Origin of the sequence: Bacillus sp. CH140a_4T, from assembly GCF_008923725.1 — a bacterium.
In the GTDB taxonomy this organism is placed as follows: Bacteria; Bacillota; Bacilli; order Bacillales; family Bacillaceae_G; genus Bacillus_A.
Genome location: NZ_WBPF01000021.1, coordinates 819,826 through 842,810, shown reverse-complemented (window position 1 = coordinate 842,810; position 22,985 = coordinate 819,826). Strand labels below are relative to the sequence as shown.

Annotated in this window: 26 protein-coding genes; 17 read left to right on the top strand and 9 right to left on the bottom strand. The window is 34.3% G+C overall.

All coding sequences use genetic code 11. The features are described 5' to 3' along the window. Positions 1-2 precede the first annotated feature (2 nt). On the bottom strand, positions 3-425 hold the full coding sequence (locus tag F8162_RS26030) for a YfmQ family protein (RefSeq protein ID WP_151630932.1): 423 nt from the start codon (positions 423-425) through the stop codon (positions 3-5). Between the two features lie 41 nt (positions 426-466). Here F8162_RS26030 and F8162_RS26025 point away from each other — a divergent pair, with 41 nt between their 5' ends. The 7 genes from F8162_RS26025 (at position 467) to F8162_RS25995 (ending at position 4,685) form a co-directional block, all read left to right on the top strand. Continuing rightward, on the top strand, positions 467-583 hold the full coding sequence (locus F8162_RS26025) for a hypothetical protein (protein ID WP_002075341.1): 117 nt from the start codon (positions 467-469) through the stop codon (positions 581-583). 65 nt (positions 584-648) lie between these two features. Next, entirely contained in the window at positions 649-810 is a 162-nt protein-coding gene (locus F8162_RS26020; RefSeq protein ID WP_000109008.1) for a hypothetical protein, read from the top strand. Between the two features lie 162 nt (positions 811-972). Continuing rightward, positions 973-1,608 carry a cupin domain-containing protein gene (locus F8162_RS26015; RefSeq protein WP_151630931.1) on the top strand — a complete coding sequence of 212 codons (636 nt, stop codon included), beginning with the start codon at positions 973-975 and terminating at the stop codon, positions 1,606-1,608. Between the two features lie 96 nt (positions 1,609-1,704). Then, positions 1,705-2,796, top strand: a complete 1,092-nt coding sequence (locus F8162_RS26010; protein ID WP_151630930.1) for a serine hydrolase — start codon at positions 1,705-1,707, stop codon at positions 2,794-2,796. Between the two features lie 50 nt (positions 2,797-2,846). After that, positions 2,847-3,488, top strand: a complete 642-nt coding sequence (locus F8162_RS26005) for a DUF3885 domain-containing protein (protein WP_151630929.1) — start codon at positions 2,847-2,849, stop codon at positions 3,486-3,488. A gap of 160 nt (positions 3,489-3,648) precedes the next feature. Further along, entirely contained in the window at positions 3,649-4,224 is a 576-nt protein-coding gene (locus F8162_RS26000) for a histidine phosphatase family protein (protein WP_151630928.1), read from the top strand. 89 nt (positions 4,225-4,313) lie between these two features. Continuing rightward, entirely contained in the window at positions 4,314-4,685 is a 372-nt protein-coding gene (locus tag F8162_RS25995; RefSeq protein WP_000461766.1) for a hypothetical protein, read from the top strand. Positions 4,686-4,724: 39 nt separating this feature from the next. Here F8162_RS25995 and F8162_RS25990 read toward each other — a convergent pair whose 3' ends face one another. The 3 genes from F8162_RS25990 to F8162_RS25980 are packed head-to-tail and all read right to left on the bottom strand — an operon-like array spanning position 4,725 to position 6,324. Continuing rightward, the gene (locus tag F8162_RS25990; RefSeq protein ID WP_264158330.1) at positions 4,725-5,540 is read right to left on the bottom strand and encodes an alpha/beta fold hydrolase; all 816 of its coding nucleotides are present in this window, start codon (positions 5,538-5,540) and stop codon (positions 4,725-4,727) included. Positions 5,541-5,600: 60 nt separating this feature from the next. Then, positions 5,601-5,930, bottom strand: coding sequence for a DUF3147 family protein (locus F8162_RS25985; protein WP_151630927.1), 330 nt, complete (start codon positions 5,928-5,930; stop codon positions 5,601-5,603). Next, on the bottom strand, positions 5,914-6,324 hold the full coding sequence (locus F8162_RS25980) for a MarR family winged helix-turn-helix transcriptional regulator (RefSeq protein ID WP_098130822.1): 411 nt from the start codon (positions 6,322-6,324) through the stop codon (positions 5,914-5,916). The genes F8162_RS25985 and F8162_RS25980 overlap by 17 nt, the downstream gene beginning before the upstream one ends. Positions 6,325-6,448: 124 nt before the next feature. On the opposite strand from F8162_RS25980, the gene F8162_RS25975 reads away from it, so the two are divergent. Beyond that, complete coding sequence (locus F8162_RS25975; RefSeq protein WP_151630926.1) at positions 6,449-7,276, top strand: protein phosphatase 2C domain-containing protein; 828 nt, start codon at positions 6,449-6,451, stop codon at positions 7,274-7,276. A 42-nt stretch (positions 7,277-7,318) separates the two neighbouring features. On the opposite strand, the gene asnB is transcribed toward F8162_RS25975, so the two are convergent. After that, positions 7,319-9,142, bottom strand: a complete 1,824-nt coding sequence (asnB, locus tag F8162_RS25970; RefSeq protein WP_151630925.1) for an asparagine synthase (glutamine-hydrolyzing) — start codon at positions 9,140-9,142, stop codon at positions 7,319-7,321. A gap of 262 nt (positions 9,143-9,404) precedes the next feature. On the opposite strand from asnB, the gene F8162_RS25965 reads away from it, so the two are divergent. Together F8162_RS25965 and F8162_RS25960 are read left to right on the top strand one after the other, a co-directional pair. Further along, on the top strand, positions 9,405-9,971 hold the full coding sequence (locus F8162_RS25965; RefSeq protein ID WP_151630924.1) for a sigma-70 family RNA polymerase sigma factor: 567 nt from the start codon (positions 9,405-9,407) through the stop codon (positions 9,969-9,971). Continuing rightward, entirely contained in the window at positions 9,968-11,113 is a 1,146-nt protein-coding gene (locus F8162_RS25960; RefSeq protein WP_151630923.1) for a DUF4179 domain-containing protein, read from the top strand. The genes F8162_RS25965 and F8162_RS25960 overlap by 4 nt, the downstream gene beginning before the upstream one ends. 39 nt (positions 11,114-11,152) lie before the next feature. Here F8162_RS25960 and F8162_RS25955 read toward each other — a convergent pair whose 3' ends face one another. Next, positions 11,153-12,226: a WD40/YVTN/BNR-like repeat-containing protein gene (locus tag F8162_RS25955; protein ID WP_151630922.1), complete on the bottom strand. Its 1,074-nt coding sequence runs from the start codon at positions 12,224-12,226 to the stop codon at positions 11,153-11,155. Between the two features lie 266 nt (positions 12,227-12,492). On the opposite strand from F8162_RS25955, the gene F8162_RS25950 reads away from it, so the two are divergent. Further along, complete coding sequence (locus F8162_RS25950) at positions 12,493-13,392, top strand: cation diffusion facilitator family transporter (protein WP_151630921.1); 900 nt, start codon at positions 12,493-12,495, stop codon at positions 13,390-13,392. Between the two features lie 192 nt (positions 13,393-13,584). Further along, a complete protein-coding gene (fbpA, locus tag F8162_RS25945) occupies positions 13,585-13,755 on the top strand; it encodes a Fur-regulated basic protein FbpA (RefSeq protein WP_151630920.1) in 171 nt (56 codons plus the stop codon). 56 nt (positions 13,756-13,811) lie between these two features. Here fbpA and F8162_RS25940 read toward each other — a convergent pair whose 3' ends face one another. The 3 genes from F8162_RS25940 to F8162_RS25930 form a co-directional block, all read right to left on the bottom strand. Continuing rightward, positions 13,812-14,483: a GntR family transcriptional regulator gene (locus F8162_RS25940; protein ID WP_151630919.1), complete on the bottom strand. Its 672-nt coding sequence runs from the start codon at positions 14,481-14,483 to the stop codon at positions 13,812-13,814. Positions 14,484-14,499: 16 nt separating this feature from the next. Then, a complete protein-coding gene (locus F8162_RS25935; RefSeq protein ID WP_151630918.1) occupies positions 14,500-15,465 on the bottom strand; it encodes a DMT family transporter in 966 nt (321 codons plus the stop codon). Between the two features lie 186 nt (positions 15,466-15,651). Next, complete coding sequence (locus tag F8162_RS25930; protein ID WP_151630917.1) at positions 15,652-16,839, bottom strand: GTP-binding protein; 1,188 nt, start codon at positions 16,837-16,839, stop codon at positions 15,652-15,654. 185 nt (positions 16,840-17,024) lie between these two features. Here F8162_RS25930 and F8162_RS25920 point away from each other — a divergent pair, with 185 nt between their 5' ends. The 5 genes from F8162_RS25920 to fumC all read left to right on the top strand — a co-directional run bounded on the left by F8162_RS25920 (position 17,025) and on the right by fumC (position 22,898). Further along, on the top strand, positions 17,025-18,002 hold the full coding sequence (locus tag F8162_RS25920; RefSeq protein WP_151630916.1) for a permease: 978 nt from the start codon (positions 17,025-17,027) through the stop codon (positions 18,000-18,002). A 13-nt stretch (positions 18,003-18,015) separates the two neighbouring features. Next, entirely contained in the window at positions 18,016-18,888 is an 873-nt protein-coding gene (locus F8162_RS25915; protein WP_151630915.1) for a TIGR03943 family putative permease subunit, read from the top strand. Positions 18,889-18,999: 111 nt separating this feature from the next. Further along, positions 19,000-19,659, top strand: a complete 660-nt coding sequence (locus tag F8162_RS25910; protein WP_073517896.1) for a class I SAM-dependent methyltransferase — start codon at positions 19,000-19,002, stop codon at positions 19,657-19,659. 323 nt (positions 19,660-19,982) lie between these two features. Next, the gene (nhaC, locus tag F8162_RS25905) at positions 19,983-21,386 is read left to right on the top strand and encodes a Na+/H+ antiporter NhaC (RefSeq protein WP_000843982.1); all 1,404 of its coding nucleotides are present in this window, start codon (positions 19,983-19,985) and stop codon (positions 21,384-21,386) included. Positions 21,387-21,509: 123 nt separating this feature from the next. Then, positions 21,510-22,898, top strand: a complete 1,389-nt coding sequence (fumC, locus tag F8162_RS25900) for a class II fumarate hydratase (protein WP_151630914.1) — start codon at positions 21,510-21,512, stop codon at positions 22,896-22,898. Positions 22,899-22,985 lie beyond the last annotated feature (87 nt).

The following is a 22,985-nucleotide window of genomic DNA, read 5'->3' as shown; positions in this document are numbered from 1 at the left end:
TATTAAGCTAAATCAGCTGACACGAACATATCATTATTTTGAAGGTTTTTAGAGCGTAAACTATAAGCAACTACCTTCTTTTTATGTTGCTTTACAACATCAACATGCTCTTCATGACTATAAATATAAAATGTAAAATCTTTTTTGCCACGTTTTGCATTGATAATTAAAGGCGTGCCCTCATTGTGAGGTGGTGCATAATAGCGATCTAAAAATAAACCTTCGTTAAAATCATGAATAATTTTGGATTTTTGTTCGCCTTCTAAGTTATTTCCATTGATTGTAACAGTCGAATTCTCTTCGTCAAGTTGTGGATGTGTTTCGTACTTGCTAATAATGGATTCAATAACAGAGTTGGGAAGGCTAGAAACGATAATTTTAAATGCCCCAAATACAACTAACATAACAATAAACCAAGTCGTCATAGTATATCATCCCCTTTTTCCTATTAAATAATATAACTCATATGGTAATAGTACATATGGTGAAGTTTTGTATAATTTGTGAAAAATATGCCATTTTTATGAACGAAATGTTAGAAAAATCAATTTTGTTACAAAAAGTTGAAATCGAAGTATTTTAAAAGAAAAAGGTTTATAATAAAAATATAACTAATAACAACATTACTAATTATAAGGAAGTGTAACTATGAGTACTGTAACAATCGTATATGGTATTATTCTTTCTACAATTATTGTTTTATTTATTGTCGGGGTTTCACGTTATATTCATAAGTGGAAAGAAGGCGTTGCGAAATTAAATCACATCGAAGAAGAACTTAGTGATTTAATGTTACATCATGGTAAGTAAAAAGTTTATTTTTTAACTAAACAATGTGAAGAATATCACAAAACATGCGCTCATTATGAAGGCATGTTTTTTTGTTATGTGAATGATTAGGCACATTCATACGTTTTTTCCATACGATACAGTGTGAAGATAGAAATGTTCGGAGTGGAAAAGAGGGATAAAATGAGTAGTTCAGGTTATGTTCCAGATAATAAAAATTTAAAGAAAAGCTCAGGAACCCCAAACCTTTTCTTTGATTCGAGAAAAAATGTCTTTTTCAAAAGGGATGAGAAAAACGTTGCATATGAAGTTACGTCAACACAGTTACCAGCGATGATAGGAGGAGCATTTGTTGATTTATTTATGACAAAAGGGCATATGCGGGAACCACATTGGCATCCGAATGCGTGGGAGTTAGATGTTGTAGTATCAGGAGAAGCAGTTACATCCATTTTAAATCCCGAAACGAATCAATTGCAAAATTATCATGTAAAGGCGGGGCAAACTGTCTTTATTCCAATGGGATGGTGGCATTGGATCACAGCGGTAACAGAAGAAGTACAATTACATTTGTTCTTCAATAACGATCAGTTTGAAACAGCGGAGGGGTCAGACATACTTAGATTAACACCGCCAGAAGTATTTCAAGCCGCATACGGTGTAAGTGCGGAAAAGTTAGGAAAGGATCTTTCGCCAATTAAGGAGTCAGTTGTAATTGGTCCTCCTAACTCCAAACGATTAAAAGGTTTTAAAGAAAGTGACGACTCAAATATAATTGTTACGTTAAATGGACAAATAACATCATGTGAAATAGAGTAACCCTTTCTTTTTAGGAAGAGTTACTCTGTTTTGTATAATTTTGTAATTATATTCGTTATAATCATATAGGAGGGAATTTAGTAAAGGGGGCACATTGTGAACATATTAAAGATTATAGGAATTGTTGCAGGAGTTATTATAGTAGCCGTTATAGCTTTCTTTTTTATTATGAAGTACTACTTGTCAAAAGAAGATCCTAATTACGTACTACAGTACATAAAAGAACATAAAGGTGATAAAACATGTTCATTACTAATTAGAAAAAATGGGGACGTAATAACATCTATAAATGAAGATGTAAAATTGCCATTAGCGAGTATGGCCAAAATTGTAATAGCAGTTGAATTTGCTAAGCAAGTGTCAGAAGGAAAAATAAGTCGTGATGAACAAATTTCATTGCAGGAGCTAGAAAAATATTACGTTAAAAACACTGATGGTGGAGCACACCCTGACTGGTTAGAAGATGCAAAAACGAGAGAATTAGTGAAAAATGGACAAATCGCTTTAGAAGAAGTTGCTAAAGGAATGATTCATTATAGTTCTAATGCAAATACAACATATTTGCTAGATAAGCTTGGAATAGAAAGAGTAAATGATAGTTTAAAAGAATTAGAGCTTACTAGTCATGACAAGTTCACTTCATATACTGCTTCACTATATATGAGAGGATACTTAGAAAAAGAACTTCATGTGCCAGAAAATCAGTCATTAAAAACGTTACGTAACATGTCAAAAGATGAATATAATAAACATGTGTTACAAATACATGAATGGATGAAAGATGAAGAAGAATGGAAAAAACGGGATATCCCATTAAAAGTAGATATGGAATTTCAGCGAATTTGGTCAGATCGATTAGTGGGTGCAAACACTAAAGATTATATGAGTATAATGGAAAAGATAAATAGTAGAAAGTATTTTCCAAAACCAATGCAAGAAGAAATCGAGAATATTTTCAAAGGAACAGTTAAAAATAGTAAGTTTGAATATGCTGGTCAAAAAGGTGGTTCTACTGCATTCGTATTGACAAAAAGCTTGTATACTACAGATAAGAAAGGGACTAAAGTAGAAGTTGTCATTATGTTTAACGATATAGAAGATCAAGTTGCATACCAAAAGCTGAGAAATAATATAGATTATTTTATTCGAGACATTATAACAAGTGAGGAATTTAGAAAAAAATTATAATAGAATAATTTTATTGTGTAAACAAGAAGTTGTTAAAGGTAGGTGTTGAGATGAGGTTGAATGAGTATATGCTTGAAACGTTTCCAAATTTAGAACTTAGACCACCTCTATTTTATAATGGGGATATTGGTATTCGCTTTAGATTAGGTGTGAACTATGATTGCAATAACATTTATGAAAACTGCACATATTTAGAAGGCGTTTATAATAGAGCGATTACTTTATTTCAGTCTTTACATGCAACAGAAGATGATATTTATATCGTAGTGGATGTAAATGACTATGCAGACGGTGAAATTTTCAAACACAAATTGAATATCTTTTCTAAGTATGTAAAAGAGAAGTCCGATTTGTTTAAGTTACAGAAAAATACAATCCCTTATATTTTTCCAGAAGACGATGAAGACGGGGTATATAAAACTCATAGATATACTTTGAAATGTAAGGTTTCTGAATTGAAATACATTCCTATGCTAAAAGCAATTTGTAATCAAGATATGGGAATAAAACCGAGTATTTTTCATAGGGTGTATTTTATAAATATTAACAAGAATACTATATTTCACGTTTATGATGATAGGGGTTGTGATGTATTAGCTACTTCTCCTAATACAATTAGGGATATCTATCATACATATAATGATTGGATATTAGATTACGATAGGAATAAAATTGATAAAGTATTTAATTGAATGTAGTCTATTTTAAATGAGGGAAACACCGTATTAAGGTGTTTCCCTTTCATAAATATGAAAATCAACATGTAACATTGACAGCACCTATTATAAAAGTAAATGGATGTAATGGTAATGTATTGAATTAGAATTAGAAAAAGAAAAGGGAGATGAATAAATGAGCACAATATATTTCGTCCGTCATGCCCACTCTACATATACAAAAGGAGAGCGGGAACGGCCTTTATCTGAAAAAGGGCATTGTGATGCAGAGAATGTAACGCGCTTATTAAAAGATAAACATATTGATGTTGTGATTTCTAGCCCGTATAAAAGAGCAATTCAAACTGTACAAGGAATTGCGAATACATATAATATATCGATACAAATAGAAGAAGATTTACGGGAAAGATTATTAAGTACAGAGCCAGTACAGGATTTTAATGGTGCTATGGAGAAAGTGTGGAAAGATTGGAATTATGCATACGAAGGCGGAGAATCAAATGATGTAGCACAAAGACGTGCTGTAATTTGTATGCAAAGTATATTAAAAAAATATAAAGGTAAGAATATTGTAATAGGTACTCATGGAAATATTATGGTATTACTAATGAATTATTTTGACTCGAAATATGATTTTCAGTTTTGGAAAACCCTTTATATGCCTGACGTGTATAAATTAACTTTTGATAATAATTGTTTCAGTTCTGCTGAAAGAATACAGTCTACAGATTATCAGATAAATAATTTGTAAAAGTTTATCAAAAAAAGAGGGAAGAGAGAAGTTATTGTAGAAGTATGACTTTGTAACATAAAAAATATATGTTAAAGGAGGCTGTTTACATGTTTGAGAAAGAGAAAGAAGGGCTTATTGAAGTTCACAACGTATATGAAATTGCACCAGCAGATGGAACAATTATTGGTATGGCAACGGAAGAAGAAATGGAAATTGCTGCTGAACTAGAGCTGCAGTACTATGCCCATTCTCGTTTGCTAGAAGCAAATATTCAGTTAGACGGTTCCTCCTATAAAGAGTTACTTCAGGAGTTCCAGGAGTACGAAAGAAAATCAATGAGCTTTTGGCGAGCAATACATAAGCGTTTAGCTGTGCCGTGGGCATGGGTATTACGTATTGACGTTGCGAACGGTCCTATTTATGTAAGTAATGGGAATGCGTATTACGAAGAAATCGATGATGAAGAAGATTATGAATAGATAAGTAAGGAAGCAGCTTTAGTTGCTTCCTTTTTTTATTTATAGAGATTGAATTGCTTCAATAATAATATCTGGTCGATCAATTTCGATTCCGTGACCAGCATGTTCGGCAAGTATATATTGGCTATGTATTGAGAGTTGTAATTGTTCATGAATTAGTTCTTGCCACATTGATTCAAGTTGTGTTGCTTCCTCTTTTGGCATGCCGCCCTCAGTCAACTGAGTAATAGAATAATGAGGATCTCTACCTATAACGATTAATGGTACTTTTAATGTTATATATAGCTTTTTTATTGAGCGAGCACAATTTTTCCATTCATATAGTTCAGAAGCTGTCGCTTTATACAATAGAGGAGAGGTAGAAAATTCAATGTACTGTCTTGATTGGTTAGCGATTATAGGTTTTAGTTCATTAGAAAGCATGTCTACATCCATTTTGGAGTATGTATTATATTTTTGAAGCCACATATCGTCCGAATCTGTTTGATCAGAAATTGGTAAATAAAGTTCATCTAGTCGGTGTAAGTTCATGGAAGTAGAATCAACTAAAATAAGTGCTTGCAGTTTATCTTCATGTAACATCGCAAAATGTTGTGCGCATAAGCCTCCGTAGGAATGGCCGATTAGAATGATTGGTTCGTGAATATCCAGTTTTTGTAGTAACATATGAAGTTCTTTTGTTGCTTGTCTTGTAGTACGTGAATGATTTCCTAGTTCGCTTTTTCCGTAACCTGGGCGATGGTAGGAAACGACTGTAAAATGTTGTGAAAGTTTTTCTATAATAGGGAGCCAATCATAAAATGAGCAACCCATTCCGGTCTGAATAACTACCGTTTGTTTACTACTTCCTTTTATATATACTTCTATAGTTTGCCCCAGTACCTCTACCAATTTATAAATAGTAAACCCTCCTAACTAAGCTTGAAATAATTTTTGACAAGCAAAAACAATGCACCAACCCCCTATACCGAACAGGACAGATGTACTAAGTGAAAACGAATTTTTTAGACCAATATAGACGATAAATAATAGTAGTGCGGATGCAGGAAATCCATATAATACGCCTATAGCAAATTGACTTAATTCTTGTTTGTTCCCGCCTTCGAAAGAAATCCAAAATAAGCTTAGTAAACTTACGAGAGGAAGGGCAGCAATAAACCCGCCTATCGTACTATAATGTTTAGCGACTTCAGTAATAACGCCGATAATAAGTGCTGAAACGATTACTTTAACGAGGAAATGCATACTTTGCCTCCTTCGCTAATAACGAAAAAGCTTTTTCGATTAATTGTTGTTCTTCTTTTGATAACTGTGATTCTAATATTTTTATCTTTTCTTTATCTAGTAAAGTATGCTTTTCTAATACTTCAATGCCTTCTTTCGTTAAAGTAAGGTTCACAACTCTTTCATCTTGTTTGTTTCTTTCTTTCATGATAAATCCTTTTTGAATAAGGCGCTTTACGTGTTCAGACGCTGTGTTATGAGAGAGACTAAGCTCAGTAGCCACTCTTCCAATTGTTATATCTTTCTCGCGGGAAATGAGTTGTAAAATACGAATGGCTTGGTGAGAAAGGTTGTCTTCATACTCATATCGTAAGTGATAATAAATGCTCTCCCAATGTTGATTGATGTCTTTCATAATGATAAATCCCCCTGTTTTTATATCGTACATTAAGATATATTCGTGAGGATAGAAATAAAATCCTTTTATTTGGATAAAAAATGTTGAAAAAGTTTATTTTTATTGAAATATAAGGTAATCTATGTGTAAAGGTATACATTTAGCAAGAGAGAGGATGATAGCTGTGAATACATTCAAATGGATGAGTCATGAACAGATGTATGTAGATGAAATACATGTTGAAAAATGTGGTCCTCTTTCAGTCGGCGTATATGGGGGAAATCAAGAAAGTGATGCATATGAACGAGGAGATGCGGTGCTTGCTTGGTGGGATCCTGAGTTACAATTTGAATTTGTTATGATTTTTGATACACACCACAAAACAAAAAATATTGATTATATAATAGAAGCCATTTCAGAAAGAAAAGAGAAACTAAAAGAGTTATTTTCCTACCCGATACATTTAGCTTTTCATCATACACATATGTACTTATTAGCGTTATTTACAGATGAATTGTTTATTGAAAAATGTGATCAAGATGGTGAGGAACTTGCATGCTTAATTTGTTTGCGAAAAGGCGAATTTTTATATTGGCTATCAGTTGGTGATTGCTTCGCATATTTATTCCATTCTGAGAAAACGAAGAATGGTAAAGGGCGATTAAATAAACGGAAAAATTACGAATATATTGGTAGGAAAAATATTTTCGCAGCAAATACACCTTGCTTTACGTCAGGTGTAAGAGGATTAGAAAAAGGAATGAATCACATCGTAATGGCAACGGACGGTATTTTAGAGTGTGATAAACGAAGGTTTGATGATGATCAATCTTTAGTAGAAATATTGCACGACGGAAATAGTTTACAGATTGAACCAGTATTAACAAATGTACTGCAGTGGAAAGGTAGAGATTGTGCCACTATTATTGGATGGTCCATTGATACTGAAAATAAAAGATGCGCTAATTAATATAAAAGGAGTTCAAGGGTTTTACCCTTGAACTCCTTTTTGTTAAGCGATATGGATGTGATATGTTTTCAACCATTCATTTACTTGAAGCATGTATTCCATAGCACTTCTTGCTTCAAAATTATTAATTTCCTTATTGCTTTCATCGGCAATCGAAAGTAATGTGGAATGGTTAATAAGTGAGAAAATAGGATTGTTTTTATTGCTGCACATGTCGAGTGATAAATGACGGATTGTTTGTAAATAATGTGGGTCTTGTGAAGTTGGATAAGCACTTTTTCTTCTATTGCGTACATCGTCAGGTAAAGCAGGTTGTAGTGCTCTACGTAAAATGCCTTTTTCAATATTATCAATGCTTTTTATGTTGAAAGGAACGTTCCATAAATATTCAACTAATCGATAATCGCAAAACGGTACGCGAACTTCAAATCCTACAGCCATACTCATACGGTCTTTCCGGTCAAGTAAGAACGGGAGAAATCTCGTTAAAAATAAATAAAACATTTGACGCTGCTTCGCGGATTTTTTACTTTCACCTTCAAGAGTAGGTACTTCAAGTATCGCTTCTTGGAATCGTGTATCAATATAGTTTTCTAAGTTGCATTGGTTATTTACTTCATTTAGTAGAAGAGGAGATGTATTTTTCCAATTAGATAGCCACGGAAACTTATCTACATATAGTAATTCCTCCTGATGAAACCAAGGATACCCACCGAATACTTCATCAGCTGATTCTCCAGATAAAGCTACAGTTGCATCTTTTTTCATTTCGCAAAATAGTAAATATAGTGAAGTTTCCATTTCACCAGCACTTGGCAAATCTTTTGCACGGAGGGGAACGAATAAGTGATTTGCTAATTCTTCAGCATTCACAATAATGTCATGATGAGATGTCCCTACATGTTCGGAAACGCGTTTTACCCAAGGAGCGTCTAAACCAGTGCGAGCAAATGTCAGCTCGAAATCTTTTGCGCTATTTACAAAGTCAACGGAATACGTATGAAGTGTTTTATTTTCAGCAGCAAATTCTTTCCCGGCTAGTGCAGTAATGCCGCTAGAATCTAACCCCCCAGATAACATACAGACGAGAGGAACATCGGCAATTAATTGTCTTTTTACTGTATCTTGTAAAATAGATAAAATATGTGATGATGTATCTTCTATAGAATCTGTATGGACCTTACTTTCTAAATTCCAATACTTCGTAACTACTTTTTTATCACGTGTAAATGTTATAGAATGTCCGGCACGTACTTCTTGAATATGTTTAAAGACGCCACATCCTGGAGTTCGAAATAAGCCTAATCCAAATATTTCATTTATGCCATCCGAATCAATTTCAGCGGGGACAGATGGATGCGCCAATAATGCTTTAATTTCAGATCCGAAAATAATGCTGTCATTTCTTTCTGTATAAAAGAGTGGCTTTACACCTAAATGATCACGTGCTAAAAACAGTTGTTGCTTCTGATCATCCCATAAAGCGAAAGCGAAAATTCCGTTTAAATGTTGTACGCAATCTTCTTTCCATTCTAAATAAGCATGTAGTAACACTTCTGTATCTGAGTGCGTTTCAAATGCATGACCACATTTTCGAAGTTGCTCTCTCAGTTCACGGAAATTATAAATTTCTCCATTATAAGTAAGAGCATACGTATAATCACCAGAACGAAATGTCTTCGGCTGTGTTCCGCCTTCTGGATCAATTACAATTAAACGCCGGTGTGCAAAGGCAGCACGTGGTGAAAACCAAAATCCTTCAGCATCAGGACCACGATGCTGAATACTATTTGCCATCTCTTCTAAAATAACATGTTGATTTGAAAGATCTTCCTTCCAATCGACCCAACCTGTAATTCCACACATACACATCTCATCTCCTAATTTAAAATAGTAGATTAATGAAATAAAATGTACATCAAGTTAAAAAGTCACTACATAAATAGTGTACTACATGAATTAAAGGGCAGACTTGAGAAAATTTTCTTGTAATACATAGTTATGTGAGACAATGGCTTAGGGAAAGTATTCCATAACATACAAAAAATAAAAAAGATGAGAGAAAATATTTTGTAAGACGTTATATAGGGTGTAAAAGTTTTTACAAAAAAATAAGGGGAATCGCTACATGAAATCAAATGAGAAAAATTTTATAAAAAGATTACAACGGCAAAAAGAAGATGCGCTAGAATTCGTTGTCGATACATACTTACCACTCATAAAAGGAATAACGCACAAAGTTCTTCTTCCAGTTCAAAATGATGGACTCATAGAGGAATGCGTAAACGATATATTTCTTTCCATTTGGAATAACGCAAATAAATTTCATGGAGAGCCGAGTGATTTTAAAAAATGGATTGCGGCGATTGCGAAATTTAAGGCGATTGATTATTACCGAAAAGCAACTAGAAAAGTAGAAATTATTTCAGATGAGTTTCCTATTAGTACGGAAAAATCAGCAGAAGATGAATTAATCGTTATGGAAGATAGGGAAGAGTTATTGAAGCTTATTAATCAATTAGAACCGTTAGATCAAAAGGTGTTCATTATGAAATATCTTCTCGGTATGAAGACAGAAGAAATAGGAGATAAGTTAGGGTTAACTCGGGCAGCGATCGATAATCGTGTGTACCGTGGAAAAAAGAAACTACAACAAAATGCTACGAATATTAGTTTTGGAGGTAGTGCAATATGAAAGACATTTATGAACTATTAAATGACATTGATATAGATCAAAAAGAACTTGAGGAAATTGAGGCTTCTGAAATTGAAAAAGAAAAAGTGAAACGTAATGTAAAACAATCGATACGTACGAAGAAAAAGATGAAAAGTTGGAAGAAGGGTGTTGCAGCTGCATCCATTTTAGTAGGGTTATCAGTTGCAACGCTCGGTATCGGGTTTCCTACATATGCCGGGGGATTACCAATTGTAGGTGATATATTTCGATTTTTAGATAATGGTAGAACAGGGGTGTATGAAAATTATAAAGCTGACGTAGAGAAGACGGCGGAGCTTCATAATAATTATAAACAATACGCTATAGTACTAAATATGATAAAAGAAAGCAATGGAATTAAGATAACGGTAAATGATGCGATTTTCGATGGGAAGACAGTATCAATAAACTATTCTATAGAAAGTAACAGAGATTTAGGCAAAAATCCAAGTACATTGGATTTTTTAACTATTAAAGGAGCAGGTGCCCAATCAGGAAGCAATAAAATTACTAAAGTCGCTGATAGAAAATATACAGGTTCGATAAAAACAAGCAGCGATCTAGTTAGTAGTAAAGAAACTACAGTGAACATTGAATGGAGTATAAAAAGTATAGACATTTTAGAAACAGAAGAAACGATAAAGGGGGATTGGAATTTTAATATTAATCTAAGAGGAATAGAAAATAAAGAGCAATTGATTAGAGGTAGTACAGAAAAAGATGGTGTAAAAGTAAATATGGAGAGAATGGAAATAACACCAATGTCGTTTATTTTATACTACAACCAAGAAGTATCTCAAGAAATAAGGGGTGTATGGGATGGAGTGGATATCGATTTAGAAGTGAGGGATGATTTAGGTAATCAGTATTCTGGGGAAGGAAATGGAGGCTCAGGTGAGGATTCTTATAATTTTAATTGGAGTAAAACATTCCAACAACTCAATGAGAACGCAACCAAGCTAATTATAACGCCTCACGTTAATTTAAGAATTCACACTCCTGAAAATTATGGTTCGGTAACAATAGTTGGAGGACAAGTAAAGGAGAGTTTCGTGTCTCGAAAACGGGGAGGCAATAAGGGTATTGTGTTAGATGATATTGTCATTGATTTAAAGAAATAAAAGAGACACTGCCTAAAACCGTTAGGCAGTCTTTTTTCGTTAAGAACTAGCTACAAGTAACGCATGCGGATGCTGCGTTTTATACTCATCTTTCCAAGGAATGTTTAGTTGTTCCCACGATTCGCCGCTATCATTGGATTGAAAGACTCCGTTGTTATTTAAAGTATAAAATGTATGTGGTTCTGCTTGGTTTGTAGCAAACATCGAAATGACTGTACCGATTGCTGATGGTAGACCTTGCTGTACTTGCTCGAAAGGTGTATCTTTCGTTTTACGATAAATATAAGATTCATAAGGAATACGGTGATGAGCGAGATCGGCACTTGGTGCGGCAGAAACGAGAATTGTATCGCAACCAGCCGGATCGATAGCCATGCTGTATAAATAATGATGTTCTAGTCCTTCACTGCATGATATCCAGCTGTTTCCACTGTTATAACTTTCAAGGTATGCACGATCAGGTCCGCCCATAAATCCGTCACCACATGATGCATAAAGGCGATTTGGTGCTTCAGGGTGCATAAGCAATTGATGAGCATCGATAGGGGCACCAAATTTTTTATCAATCCATGTATGCCCTCTATCATTACTTTGAATAACAGCACCAGCTTCAATTGAAACGTGGATTGTATTAGGATTGTTTGGATCAACTGTAATCCAGCGAACGTGATGGGTAAAAGGTCTAGGCGGGAAAGCCCACGTATAAGAAGATAATAATGATTTCATATTTTTAAGTTCCGTCCACGTTTCCCCGCCATTTTCCGAACGGAATAAAGCGCTCGGTTCTGTGCCGACATAAACGACGCCGTAGCCGTTAACTTGTTCATTTGAGCTTATCGTTATAGAAGTAATCGAAGAGTGTAAAATACCATCTTCTTTAGGGAAATCAAAGTAACGATAGGAATCACCAATTGGTTTCCACGAATCTCCGCCATCGTCGCTTAACCATAAACCTCGTCCAAATGTTCCGCAATATACACGGTTTTGTTGGAATGGATCAACAGCGATACAGGTAGGTTGCATATTTTGTAAGTGATAAGTTGTTTCAAAGTGACCATATTGTTCTTTCACTACAACAAGTTCACGTTCCATACAGAGAAATAAACGTTTCATATAAGTAACCTCCTTCAAATTTCTTTCATTAGTAAACAATATGAAGCTGAAAAAGAAGTAGTCTTATTTTTTGTTGAGAAAAAGGACTTGTTTGAAATATAGCGAAATGTGTATACAGAGGAAGTGGGATAAAGTGAGACTTTAATCAGTGTGTGGGGGCATTCTCACTGATTATGAGCCTTCACTAATCGGGCGTTAATTCGGGATAAAGATGGGGAATTTGTTTCATACTAACATACAGATATTGCACTTAAAGGAGCATTTGTATGGGACATTCACATGATCACGGTCATTCTAACAATAAAAAGGCGTTACTAATTGCTTTCGTACTAACAACAAGTTTTATGATTGCTGAAGTAATTGGGGGATTTGTAACAAATAGTTTAGCACTACTATCTGATGCGGGGCATATGTTAAGTGATGCGGTATCGTTAGCGTTAAGTTTACTTGCGTTTAAGCTTGGAGAAAAAACAGCAACAGCTGCGAAAACATACGGGTATAAGCGAGTCGAAATGTTAGCGGCATTATGTAACGGTGTCGTTCTTATTGTCATTTCAGTATACATTTTTATTGAAGCAATTCGCCGGTTTACAGAACCAGTTGAGATTGCTAGTAATGGGATGCTCATTATTGCTGTACTTGGTCTGCTTATTAATATTTTATCAGCTTGGATATTAATGAGAGGCGGAGATGTGAAAGGTAATTTGAATTTAAGAAGTGCTTTTTTACACGTGTTAGGTGATCTATTAGGATCAGTCGGAGCAATTATTGCAGCGCTATGTATTAAATTTTTCGGATGGACTGCTGCAGATGCGATTGCTAGTATTCTTGTGTCTATTTTAGTCATTATTAGTGGATGGCGTGTAACACGTGATACGGTCCATATATTAATGGAAGGTGCACCGCAGCACATAAATGTTGAAGAGGTAAAAAGTACATTATTAAATATTACGGTTGTAAAAGAAGTTCATGATTTGCATATATGGTCTGTCACATCTGATTTTCAAGTATTAACTTGCCATTTGATTATTAAAGGAAATGGAACGCAAAGTGTACTAAAAGAGGCTACGGACGTATTAAAAGAGAAGTTTCATGTAGAACATGTCACCATTCAAGTAGAGATAGATGGTGAATTTAATCATGGTGAGACAACTTGCAAAGTATGAAAGAAAAAGGATAAGAAAATGTGTCATAACATTTTTCGCAAGGCATACATATATATAATGTGGCCACAAATACTTTGTAAGGTAAATATTTCATGAAATTACTTTACTTATAAAGAGTCATCTTTTATAATCAAAGTGGTAATTGATAAAGATTATCATTTTCAATGATCGTAGAAAGGAGTTTTTTAAAAGATGAGTAGTCAACTCCGTTTTGCTGTTGAAAATCGTAAGAGGCATTTAATCGATGAGTTAATTGGAGCAGGTGTGTTTAAGATTCGTGAACGACAATTATACGAGCTGTCTTTAGAGGAATTGGAAAAAGAGTACGAAGATATGGAAGATTATGCAGATATTCAGGCATAGCTATATAGATTAGTAAAAGGTGAGCTGGTTACGATTTTGTGTAACCAGCTCTATTCTTATTTCATAGAAATTATTTTTGATATTTCTTTCATTGGACGGAGCCAGTTTTGAGACATCATTTGTTCCATTTGTTGTTCGTCCTGCTTATGAAGTGCTTGAATGATAGTGTTATGTTCTTCAATAGATTGTCTTGCTGGAACAAAGTTTTGGAAAAACAAATATTCAAGGCGTAAAACGTGAAGTTGCATATTGTCTAGAAAGGGTTCAATATATTGGTTTTTAGCAATAGAAGAAATTGTATTGTGAAATTGTATATCTAGTTGTAAAGCTTGTTTTGCGTTTTTCTTCTCTATAGAGCGCTGAAAATCATCATTTATTTCAGAAAGTAGTTTCAGATCAGCGGCTGTAATGTTTTGAAGTGCTTGCTTTCCTATAATAGAGTGAAGACCAGCCATCGTTTCATAAATGATAGGGATGTCATCTAACTTAATAGGAGCAATTTTTGTTTTTTGCCCAGGTACCATTTCCACTAATCCAGAAAGCTCTAATATTTGAAGTGCTTCTCTTACAGGTGTTCTGCTTACGCCTAGTGCTTCAGCCAATTCCCCATCATTAACTTTTTCATTAGGCTTTAGTACACCTTCAATAATCCAATCTTGTAGTTGATTTAAAACGAGTGATTTTGCCGAAACTCTTCCTTGTTTTTTATAATTTTGAGGGATAGGCATAGTGAATTCAATCCTTTCATTGTATATTTTCCTTTTTCTTATGAACAAGCTTTAATTTTGGTTTCCCTTCATCCGGTTTTTGGCTTAAGATGAGCACCATTACAATGACACAAAAAGCCCCTAATAACTGAAAAGATTGAAACGGTACATGTAATATAAGTACAGAAGAAATAATAGCTGCGAGTGGTTCAGTACATCCGAATAATGTCGTTTCTTTCGGAGTCAAGTATCGTATGCTGTCTAAGTATAAATAAAATGCAATAAGTGTACCGAAAATGACGACAAATGTGATAAGCGGTAAGGTACTTAGTTTTACATATTTCATAGTTGACAATAAAATGAATTCTTTCGTAGAAATAAAGTGTACAATCGTTACACCAATCCCCCCAATAATCATGCCCCATCCAACGATAACAGAGGAAGACCATCTTGCTAGTAATCCCTTTGAATATAAACTATAAAAAGCAAGAGATAATCCAGATAAAATACCCCAAATAATAGCTGGTGTAGAAACAGCTAAGTTATGAACCGACCCGTTTGTTAGTAAGAGAAAAGTGCCTACTAATGAAAGGGCAATTGAAATGAAATCAATTTTTGATGGACGAACGTTCCACTTGAAAAGTAAATATACAGTAATAAATATAGGTGCTAAATATTGCAATAATGTTGCGACCGCAGCGTTCCCTTCTTTAATAGAAGCGAAGTATGTGTACTGTACAGCAAGCATACCGAATAGGCCAAACAAAATTATTTTAATAGCATCAGATTTTTGTTTCCATATGCCGAATATTTCTTTTTTTCTCGTTCCGAATGATGAAATAATAAGTAAGATAACACCAGATATAAGTAATCGAATTGTAACTAACCATTCAGTAGAAACGTGTTCATATTGGAAAAGTTGTTGTGCAGCTGTTCCGGACAAACCCCATAAACAAGCACCAATTACAACCATAATGATTCCTTTTAAACGATTTGGACCCATAATGTATATAGTCTCCTTTCAAAAAATATATTGGATACAATATGCAATATATCACGGAGTGTATAAAAAATAAACTGAAATTTCTTTCTTAATGTAAAGTTGTTATTTAAATGAAAGAAAGTTTGTTAATTAAGAGAACGATAAAATAAAAAAGGCTTCTGTTGACGGAAGCCTTTTTATTTTAGATTATGAAGTATAAGTAAAAGACGGAATAGGGTCAACAAATGTATTCCAGTTTTGTTCCATTTCCTTTTCTGTTAATAGACAATCATCTAATGATTGTTCAATCACAGAACGATTCATATCAATACCGATAAATACGAGCTCAGTTATTCGATCTCCATATCGCTCGTCCCAGTTTTTCAATACTTCGGGTTCTTCTGTAATAATTTGATTTCTTTCAGTTTCAGGTAATGCCACTATCCATTCACCGGCTCCTTGAATTGTAATAGAGGAACCTGCTTGAGATAGAAGCCCTATCATATTATTACGAGATGCGAGCCAGAAAAAGCCTTTCGATCTTACAACATCTACAGGCCATTTTTTTAACCAATTCATAAGGCGTTCAGGATGGAAAGGGGATTTACGACGGTACACAAAGGAATTGATACTATATTCTTCAGTTTCGGGTGTATGATGTTCACTATTTAGTTCTTGCATCCAGCCCGCCGATTGACTCGCTTCCTCATAATTGAATAAATTTGTATTTAAAATTTCTTGTAATGGTACGTTGCTAAATGAAGCTTCAATAATTTTTGCACCGGGATTTAATTTTTGTAATAAATGATGAAGTTCTATCCTATCTTCTTTTTCTATTAAATCAATTTTATTAAGAATAATGACATTCGCAAATTCAATTTGGTCTATTAGTAAGTCAATAACTTCTCGAGTATCATTTTCATCGATAGCCTGTTTACGGTCTAATAAACTTTCACCATCTGCAAAATCATCCCAAAATTTATTTGCATCTACAACTGTAACCATCGTATCGAGGCGACAATTTTTCGTTAAATCGATATGAAGTACTTCGTCAGTATAAGTAAATGTTTGGGCAACTGGAATCGGCTCACTTATACCTGAAGATTCAATAACTATATAGTCAATATCATCGTTTTCAACAAGCCGACTCACTTCTATCATTAAATCTTCTCGTAGTGTACAGCAGATACAACCATTTTGAATTTCTACTAATTTCTCTTCCGTACGTGAAAACCCACCTTTTTTTATAAGTGACGCATCAATGTTTATTTCACTCATATCATTAACGATAAGAGCCACTTTTAAGTTGCTCTTATTAGCCAAAATATGATGTAGTAGAGTGGTTTTTCCAGCTCCTAGAAAACCACTTAATACAGTGATAGGTACTTTTTTCATAAAATGATCTCTCCTTTAAATCGTAATGATTACGTTTTATATTAAATGATAAAAAAGAAAAAATCAATAATAAATCATAATGATTACGATTTAAGAATAGGAATAAACTATAAAATTTGTGGTGTAGTAGTGTAGGGCATTTGGACAAGTATACGATTTAATATGAATAAAGTGGGGGGATCATGTTGGTCTTTAATAGAGTTTCAAAAGAATTAATAGGAATAGCCCTTATTGCTATTTTTGTTTTTTTATTATTTTTTGTAGACTTTACAAGTCTAACAAATTTGCACAAAAGTATGCCAAAAGAATGGTTGAATGTGAATACCGTGTTTTTAAGTATTATATTCGAAGCAATACCTTTTATTTTATTAGGGGTAATTGTTTCTTCTCTCATTCAAGTGTTTGTAACGGAAGATATGATTCATAAAGTAATGCCGAAATCACAGATTGTTGCAATGATTCCAGCGGTATTTGTCGGAATCATTTTTCCGATGTGTGAATGTGTCATTATACCAATCGTAAGAAGACTTATTCAAAAAGGACTCCCTCTTCATGTAGGAATTGTAATTTTATTGAGTGCACCTATTATGAATCCGATTGTTTTTTTATCTACCGTATATGCATTTCAAAAAAATGATGTAGTTGTATATGCACGCTTTGGGATAACAATTTGTGCGGCGCTATTAGTAGGGCTAATTGTGTATTATTTCTATCGCGGGAAAAATATTTTAAAAGATATAGAGGATCCGGCTCAGAAAAAAGAAAAAAAGGGCTGGGGGAATGTTGTGAATCACACTGTAGATGAGTTTTTTGATACGGGTAAATATTTGTTGATTGGTGCTTTTTTTGCGAGTGTATTTCAAACATTTTTTGATCGAAATGTACTTGATACAGTGGCGCATAATGAAGTGATTTCCCCAATTATTATGATGGGATTGGGTTATGTTTTATCAATTTGTTCAGCAGCCGATGCATTTATAGCGGCATCTTTTGGACATGTTTTCTCTGTAAAAGCACTTCTCGCATTTCTTGTATTTGGACCTATGCTTGATATGAAAAATACGTTAATGCTATTTGCGTATTTTCAAAAGAAATTTGTATTCTTTTTCATTGGAATTATTATTTTATCAGTGTACACAATCGTGCAAATTACAACGTTATAGGAGGTGAGAAACAGTGGGGAAAAAGGAACAGAAGGCCTATCATCGCTATATTCGTGGCATTATTTTAATTGGTTTAGCAATGCTTTTATTTAAACTACTTGTAACAGGGAATATTTATAATTTTATCGCTCCAAAAATGATTAAATTTACGTATATCGCTTTTGTAGTAATTTTACTTCTTGGTTCGTTACAAGTTTGGGGAGATGGGAGAGAAAAACAGGATGATTGTAATTGTTGTAAGCATCATACAGCATTAAAATCAGGGATGAAAAGTTTCTTTGTATATGTTTTATTTGTTGTTCCAATTATTAGTGCTTTTCTATTTGGAGGTGTAACAATTGACGGAAGTTTAGCCGGAAAAAGGGGGATGAATCAAAGTGTACAGGCGAGAAGTATAGAAAAGAACGAAAAAGAGGGAATACAGGTAAATCCTGATTGGCAAGAACAAGATAAAACCTCGAATTTAAAAGTGACAGATCAAGTGGAAGAGCAATTAGAAAAAAGTATGTTAGGACAACGAAAAATACAAGTAGAGGATAAGGATTATGTTCAAACAATGAGTATAATTGGCCAAGATGTAAAAGGGTTTAAAGGGAAAGAAATTACATTCTCAGGGTTCATATATAATGATAAGGATGTGACGGGGGATAAAGTGGTAGTGGCGCGATACGGCATAACTTGTTGTATTGCGGATGCATCAGTCTGGGGGATGATTGTTGCAGGGGAAAACGTAAAAAAGCTCCCACCGGAAACATGGGTGAAAATAACAGGTTTGTTGGACGAAACGACATATAAAGGAACACTATTTCCACTTGTAAAAGTAAGCAAAGTAGAGAAAATCAATAAGCCTACAGACCCATATGTATACGATGCTTTACCTCAATGAGAAAAGTTAATTCTTCATTTTTTTGTGAAATAAAATCATAATTACAATGATAAAAAAATAAAGATAAGAGTAATTTGGTTTGTTAAAAATATGTGTAGAAGGAGAAATGTGATGAGCTGGGTTACTCATAAACCAACATTTGAATTTGATCAATATAGTCCATATATTCGAATGAATTCTGCGTGGGTGGGACATTTAAACTTTGCTTATGATTTAGTACGATTTGAAAAGCCAGAAATATTAGTTGAGTTAGGTACACATTTAGGAGCTTCTTTTTTCAGTTTTTGCCAAGGGGTAAAAGATGGAGGATTATCTACAAAATGCTTTGCTGTAGATACTTGGGCAGGGGATGAGCATACAGGTCCATATGGAGAAGGTGTTTTTCAAATAGTGAGTAAATACACGGACATGAGTTACCCTCATATAGGTAATTTAATTCGGTCTACTTTTGACGAGGCTGTGGATCAGTTTCAAGATGGAACGATAAATTTGTTGCATATTGATGGTTATCATACGTATGAAGCAGTTTCTCATGATTATAAAACATGGTTACCGAAACTTGCGAATAACGGTATTGTTTTATTTCATGATATTGAGGTGAAAGATCGAAACTTCGGCGTGTATAAATTTTGGGATGAGGTCAAAGCGAAGTACCCTCATTTTCAGTTTGAACATTCATATGGACTCGGAGTATTGTTTCCGAAAGGTTGTAGCGATAAGTTTGTGGAGATCCTTAAAAATAAAGAGGAAATACAAAATATGTATAAATAAAAGTGGAGCATGCATCATTTTAATGATGTGTGCTTTTTTGTGGAGAAAAATGGTACTCTTTAAAAGGTGAGGATAATAGTAAAAAGTTTTGTAGTGGCAAATATTAAAAAAGTTATTCTTGGATTGTTTTATATAAAAATGTAACATTTTTTATATTTTCCATTGCGAAAAGTAACATCTACTTTTACAATAGAAAAGGTGTTATATTATACTGGAAAAATAAATCGAAATAATATGAAAATTTTGTTTTGTCTTCGCTAATTGTATATTACATACATGTAAGACGACATACGTCATGTTATCGACTTGTAAGGAGAGAAAAAATGAAAAGTGTAAGATTACCATCGATGCTAGAAATCATAGTTCTTTTATTACTATTTCTTGCTGTTGTCTTTTCCTTCCAAACGATTTTTGATCTCCCAATTCAATTAGCGCTATTTATTTCATGGTTTTTAGTAATTGCGCTTGGATTAAGATTAGGATTTCGTTATCAAGAATTGCAAGATGCAATTACGAAAGGGATTTCTAACGGATTAGAAGCAATACTGATTTTAGTTGCAGTAGGTGCTTTAATTGGAACATGGATTGCTGGTGGCGTAGTACCAACATTAATCTATTATGGATTAGAGTTTATTCACCCTAGCATCTTCCTATTAGCAACATTAATTATTTGTTCGATAACTTCTATCGCAACAGGAACATCATGGGGAACAGTAGGAACAGCAGGTATTGCTATGATGGCAATTGGTGAGGGACTTGGATTACCACTTCCGCTTGTTGCTGGTGCAGTTCTTTCAGGAGCTTATTTCGGCGACAAATTATCACCACTTTCTGATAGTACAGTTCTTGCAGCTTCTATGGCGAAAGTAGATGTTATTGCTCACGTTCGAGCTATGCTCGTATTAGATGTTCCGGCTTATATTATTACTAGCATTATGTTTACTGTGGCTGGTTGGATGTATGGCGGCGATAATGTAGATTTGAACCGAGTAGAGTTTTTAAAAGAAGCTTTATTAAAGGAATTTGATATTAAAATATGGATGCTTGTTCCGGCGGTCATTGTTATCGCACTATTAGCGATGAAGAAACCATCTATGCCAACAATTGCAATGGGAGCTTTAATTGGTGCAATTTGGGCAACTCTTTTCCAAGGAATGAACTTTGGAGAGGCGATTGGAACAGCGTATAACGGATTCTCAATTCAATCTGGTGTTGAATTTGTTGACAAGTTATTAAACCGTGGTGGAATTAACGGTATGCTTGGATCTGTAGCCGTTATTATTTTCGGTTTAGGATTTGGTGGATTACTTGAAAAACTGGGTGTTTTAAAAGTAATCGTATCAAAATTTGAGAAGAAATTAAATTCTGCAGGTAATGTAACATTGTCTACATTAATCGTTGCATTCTTAGCGAATATATTTGGTTGTGCGATGTACGTATCACTAATTTTAACACCGAAAATTATGGAAGATAGCTATGATAAATTAAAAATAGACCGCCGTGTATTAGCACGTAACTCAGAAGTAGGTGGAACGTTAACTTCTGGTATGGTTCCGTGGTCTGATAATGGTATTTTTATGGCTGGTATTTTAGGTGTAGCAACGTTCTCATACGTTCCGTTTATGTGGTTAAGCTTTGTTTCATTAATTTTGGCGGTTATTTACGGATATACAGGCAAATTCATCTGGTATGTAGATGACGTTGAAAAAGGAAAGCAAGCATCATAAAAAATACCTTCTGCGATGGCAGGAGGTATTTTTTTTATATATACGAGTGAGAATTCTTATCATCTGGGTAAAAGTCTGTTAATATAAGAAATGTAGGTATTTTATTTTCAAGGGGATGAAAAAATGGAGTACAGAATTGAAAGAGATACAATAGGAGAAATAAAAGTTCCAGCTGATAAATTATGGGCAGCACAAACGCAACGTAGTAAAGAAAACTTCCCGATTGGAACAGAGCAAATGCCGCTTGAAATTGTAAAAGCGTTTGCAATTTTAAAGAAGAGTGCAGCACTTAGCAATCAAAAATTAGGAAAGCTATCGGAAGAAAAAGCAGAAGCAATTGTGGCAGCAGCTGACGAAGTGATTGCAGGCAAATGGAATGAACATTTTCCACTTGTCGTATGGCAAACGGGTAGCGGTACACAGTCAAACATGAATGTGAATGAAGTAATTGCAAATCGAGGGAATCAAATTTTGAAAGAGAAGGGATCTGACGTACATATTCATCCGAACGATGATGTAAACATGTCTCAAAGTTCAAATGATACATTTCCAACGGCGCTTCATGTAGCATGTGTAATTGCAGTAGAAAATCACGTATTACCAGCAATTACGAAATTAAAAGAAACATTAGCAGAAAAAGTAACTGCATTTGAACATATTATAAAAATTGGTCGTACACACTTACAAGATGCAACACCGTTAACATTAGGACAAGAAATTAGCGGGTGGCACCGTATGCTTGAAAAAACAGAGCGTATGGTTGCAGAGAGCAATACATATATGAAAGAGTTAGCAATTGGTGGTACTGCAGTTGGAACAGGTATTAATGCTCATCCTAAATTTGGTGAGATGGTGTCAGAGGAAATTAGCCAATTTACATGTAAGCAATTTATTTCTGCACCAAATAAATTCCACGCATTAACGAGCCATGATGAAGTTGTATATACGCATGGTGCATTAAAAGCATTAGCAGCGGATTTAATGAAAATCGCTAACGATGTGCGCTGGCTAGCCAGCGGTCCGCGTAGTGGTCTAGGAGAAATTATTATTCCAGCAAATGAGCCAGGAAGCTCTATTATGCCAGGTAAAGTAAATCCAACGCAAAGTGAAGCGTTAACGATGGTTGTTGCGCAAGTGATGGGAAATGACGCAACAATCGGATTTGCTGCGAGCCAAGGTAATTTTGAGTTAAACGTATTTAAACCTGTTATTGCATATAACTTCTTACAATCTGCTCACTTATTAGCAGATGCAATTGTTTCATTTAATGATAATTGTGCAATTGGTATTGAAGCAGATGAAGAAGTAATTAAAGAGAATGTGAATCGTTCATTAATGCTTGTTACAGCATTAAACCCGCATATCGGATATGAAAATGCAGCGAAAATTGCGAAGCATGCTCATAAAGATGGATTAACGCTAAAAGAAGCAGCACTGCAATCTGGACTACTAACAGAAGAGCAATTTGATGAAATTGTAGATCCGAAAAAAATGATTGCTCCGAAAGAGTAATAGAAAAAGCCAAGGTTCTTTGTTTTAGAATCTTGGCTTTTTTGATATTCATGTTTAATTCTTTGTGAGAAATTAACTGCATTTAAA

Coding starts and splice junctions, on each gene's coding strand:
- F8162_RS25965 (WP_151630924.1), top strand. CDS start 9,405: ATGAAATCAAATGAGAAAAATTTTATAAAAAGATTACAACGGCAAAAA.
- F8162_RS26020 (WP_000109008.1), top strand. CDS start 649: ATGAGTACTGTAACAATCGTATATGGTATTATTCTTTCTACAATTATT.
- fbpA (WP_151630920.1), top strand. CDS start 13,585: ATGAGTAGTCAACTCCGTTTTGCTGTTGAAAATCGTAAGAGGCATTTA.
- F8162_RS25960 (WP_151630923.1), top strand. CDS start 9,968: ATGAAAGACATTTATGAACTATTAAATGACATTGATATAGATCAAAAA.
- fumC (WP_151630914.1), top strand. CDS start 21,510: ATGGAGTACAGAATTGAAAGAGATACAATAGGAGAAATAAAAGTTCCA.
- F8162_RS25935 (WP_151630918.1), bottom strand. CDS start 15,465: ATGGGTCCAAATCGTTTAAAAGGAATCATTATGGTTGTAATTGGTGCT.
- asnB (WP_151630925.1), bottom strand. CDS start 9,142: ATGTGTGGAATTACAGGTTGGGTCGATTGGAAGGAAGATCTTTCAAAT.
- F8162_RS26000 (WP_151630928.1), top strand. CDS start 3,649: ATGAGCACAATATATTTCGTCCGTCATGCCCACTCTACATATACAAAA.
- nhaC (WP_000843982.1), top strand. CDS start 19,983: ATGAAAAGTGTAAGATTACCATCGATGCTAGAAATCATAGTTCTTTTA.
- F8162_RS25980 (WP_098130822.1), bottom strand. CDS start 6,324: ATGAAAGACATCAATCAACATTGGGAGAGCATTTATTATCACTTACGA.
- F8162_RS25930 (WP_151630917.1), bottom strand. CDS start 16,839: ATGAAAAAAGTACCTATCACTGTATTAAGTGGTTTTCTAGGAGCTGGA.
- F8162_RS26030 (WP_151630932.1), bottom strand. CDS start 425: ATGACGACTTGGTTTATTGTTATGTTAGTTGTATTTGGGGCATTTAAA.
- F8162_RS26005 (WP_151630929.1), top strand. CDS start 2,847: ATGAGGTTGAATGAGTATATGCTTGAAACGTTTCCAAATTTAGAACTT.
- F8162_RS25940 (WP_151630919.1), bottom strand. CDS start 14,483: ATGCCTATCCCTCAAAATTATAAAAAACAAGGAAGAGTTTCGGCAAAA.
- F8162_RS26025 (WP_002075341.1), top strand. CDS start 467: ATGGTAATAGTACATATGGTGAAGTTTTGTATAATTTGTGAAAAATAT.
- F8162_RS25955 (WP_151630922.1), bottom strand. CDS start 12,226: ATGAAACGTTTATTTCTCTGTATGGAACGTGAACTTGTTGTAGTGAAA.
- F8162_RS25995 (WP_000461766.1), top strand. CDS start 4,314: ATGTTTGAGAAAGAGAAAGAAGGGCTTATTGAAGTTCACAACGTATAT.
- F8162_RS25985 (WP_151630927.1), bottom strand. CDS start 5,930: ATGCATTTCCTCGTTAAAGTAATCGTTTCAGCACTTATTATCGGCGTT.
- F8162_RS25950 (WP_151630921.1), top strand. CDS start 12,493: ATGGGACATTCACATGATCACGGTCATTCTAACAATAAAAAGGCGTTA.
- F8162_RS26015 (WP_151630931.1), top strand. CDS start 973: ATGAGTAGTTCAGGTTATGTTCCAGATAATAAAAATTTAAAGAAAAGC.
- F8162_RS25975 (WP_151630926.1), top strand. CDS start 6,449: ATGTGTAAAGGTATACATTTAGCAAGAGAGAGGATGATAGCTGTGAAT.
- F8162_RS25910 (WP_073517896.1), top strand. CDS start 19,000: ATGAGCTGGGTTACTCATAAACCAACATTTGAATTTGATCAATATAGT.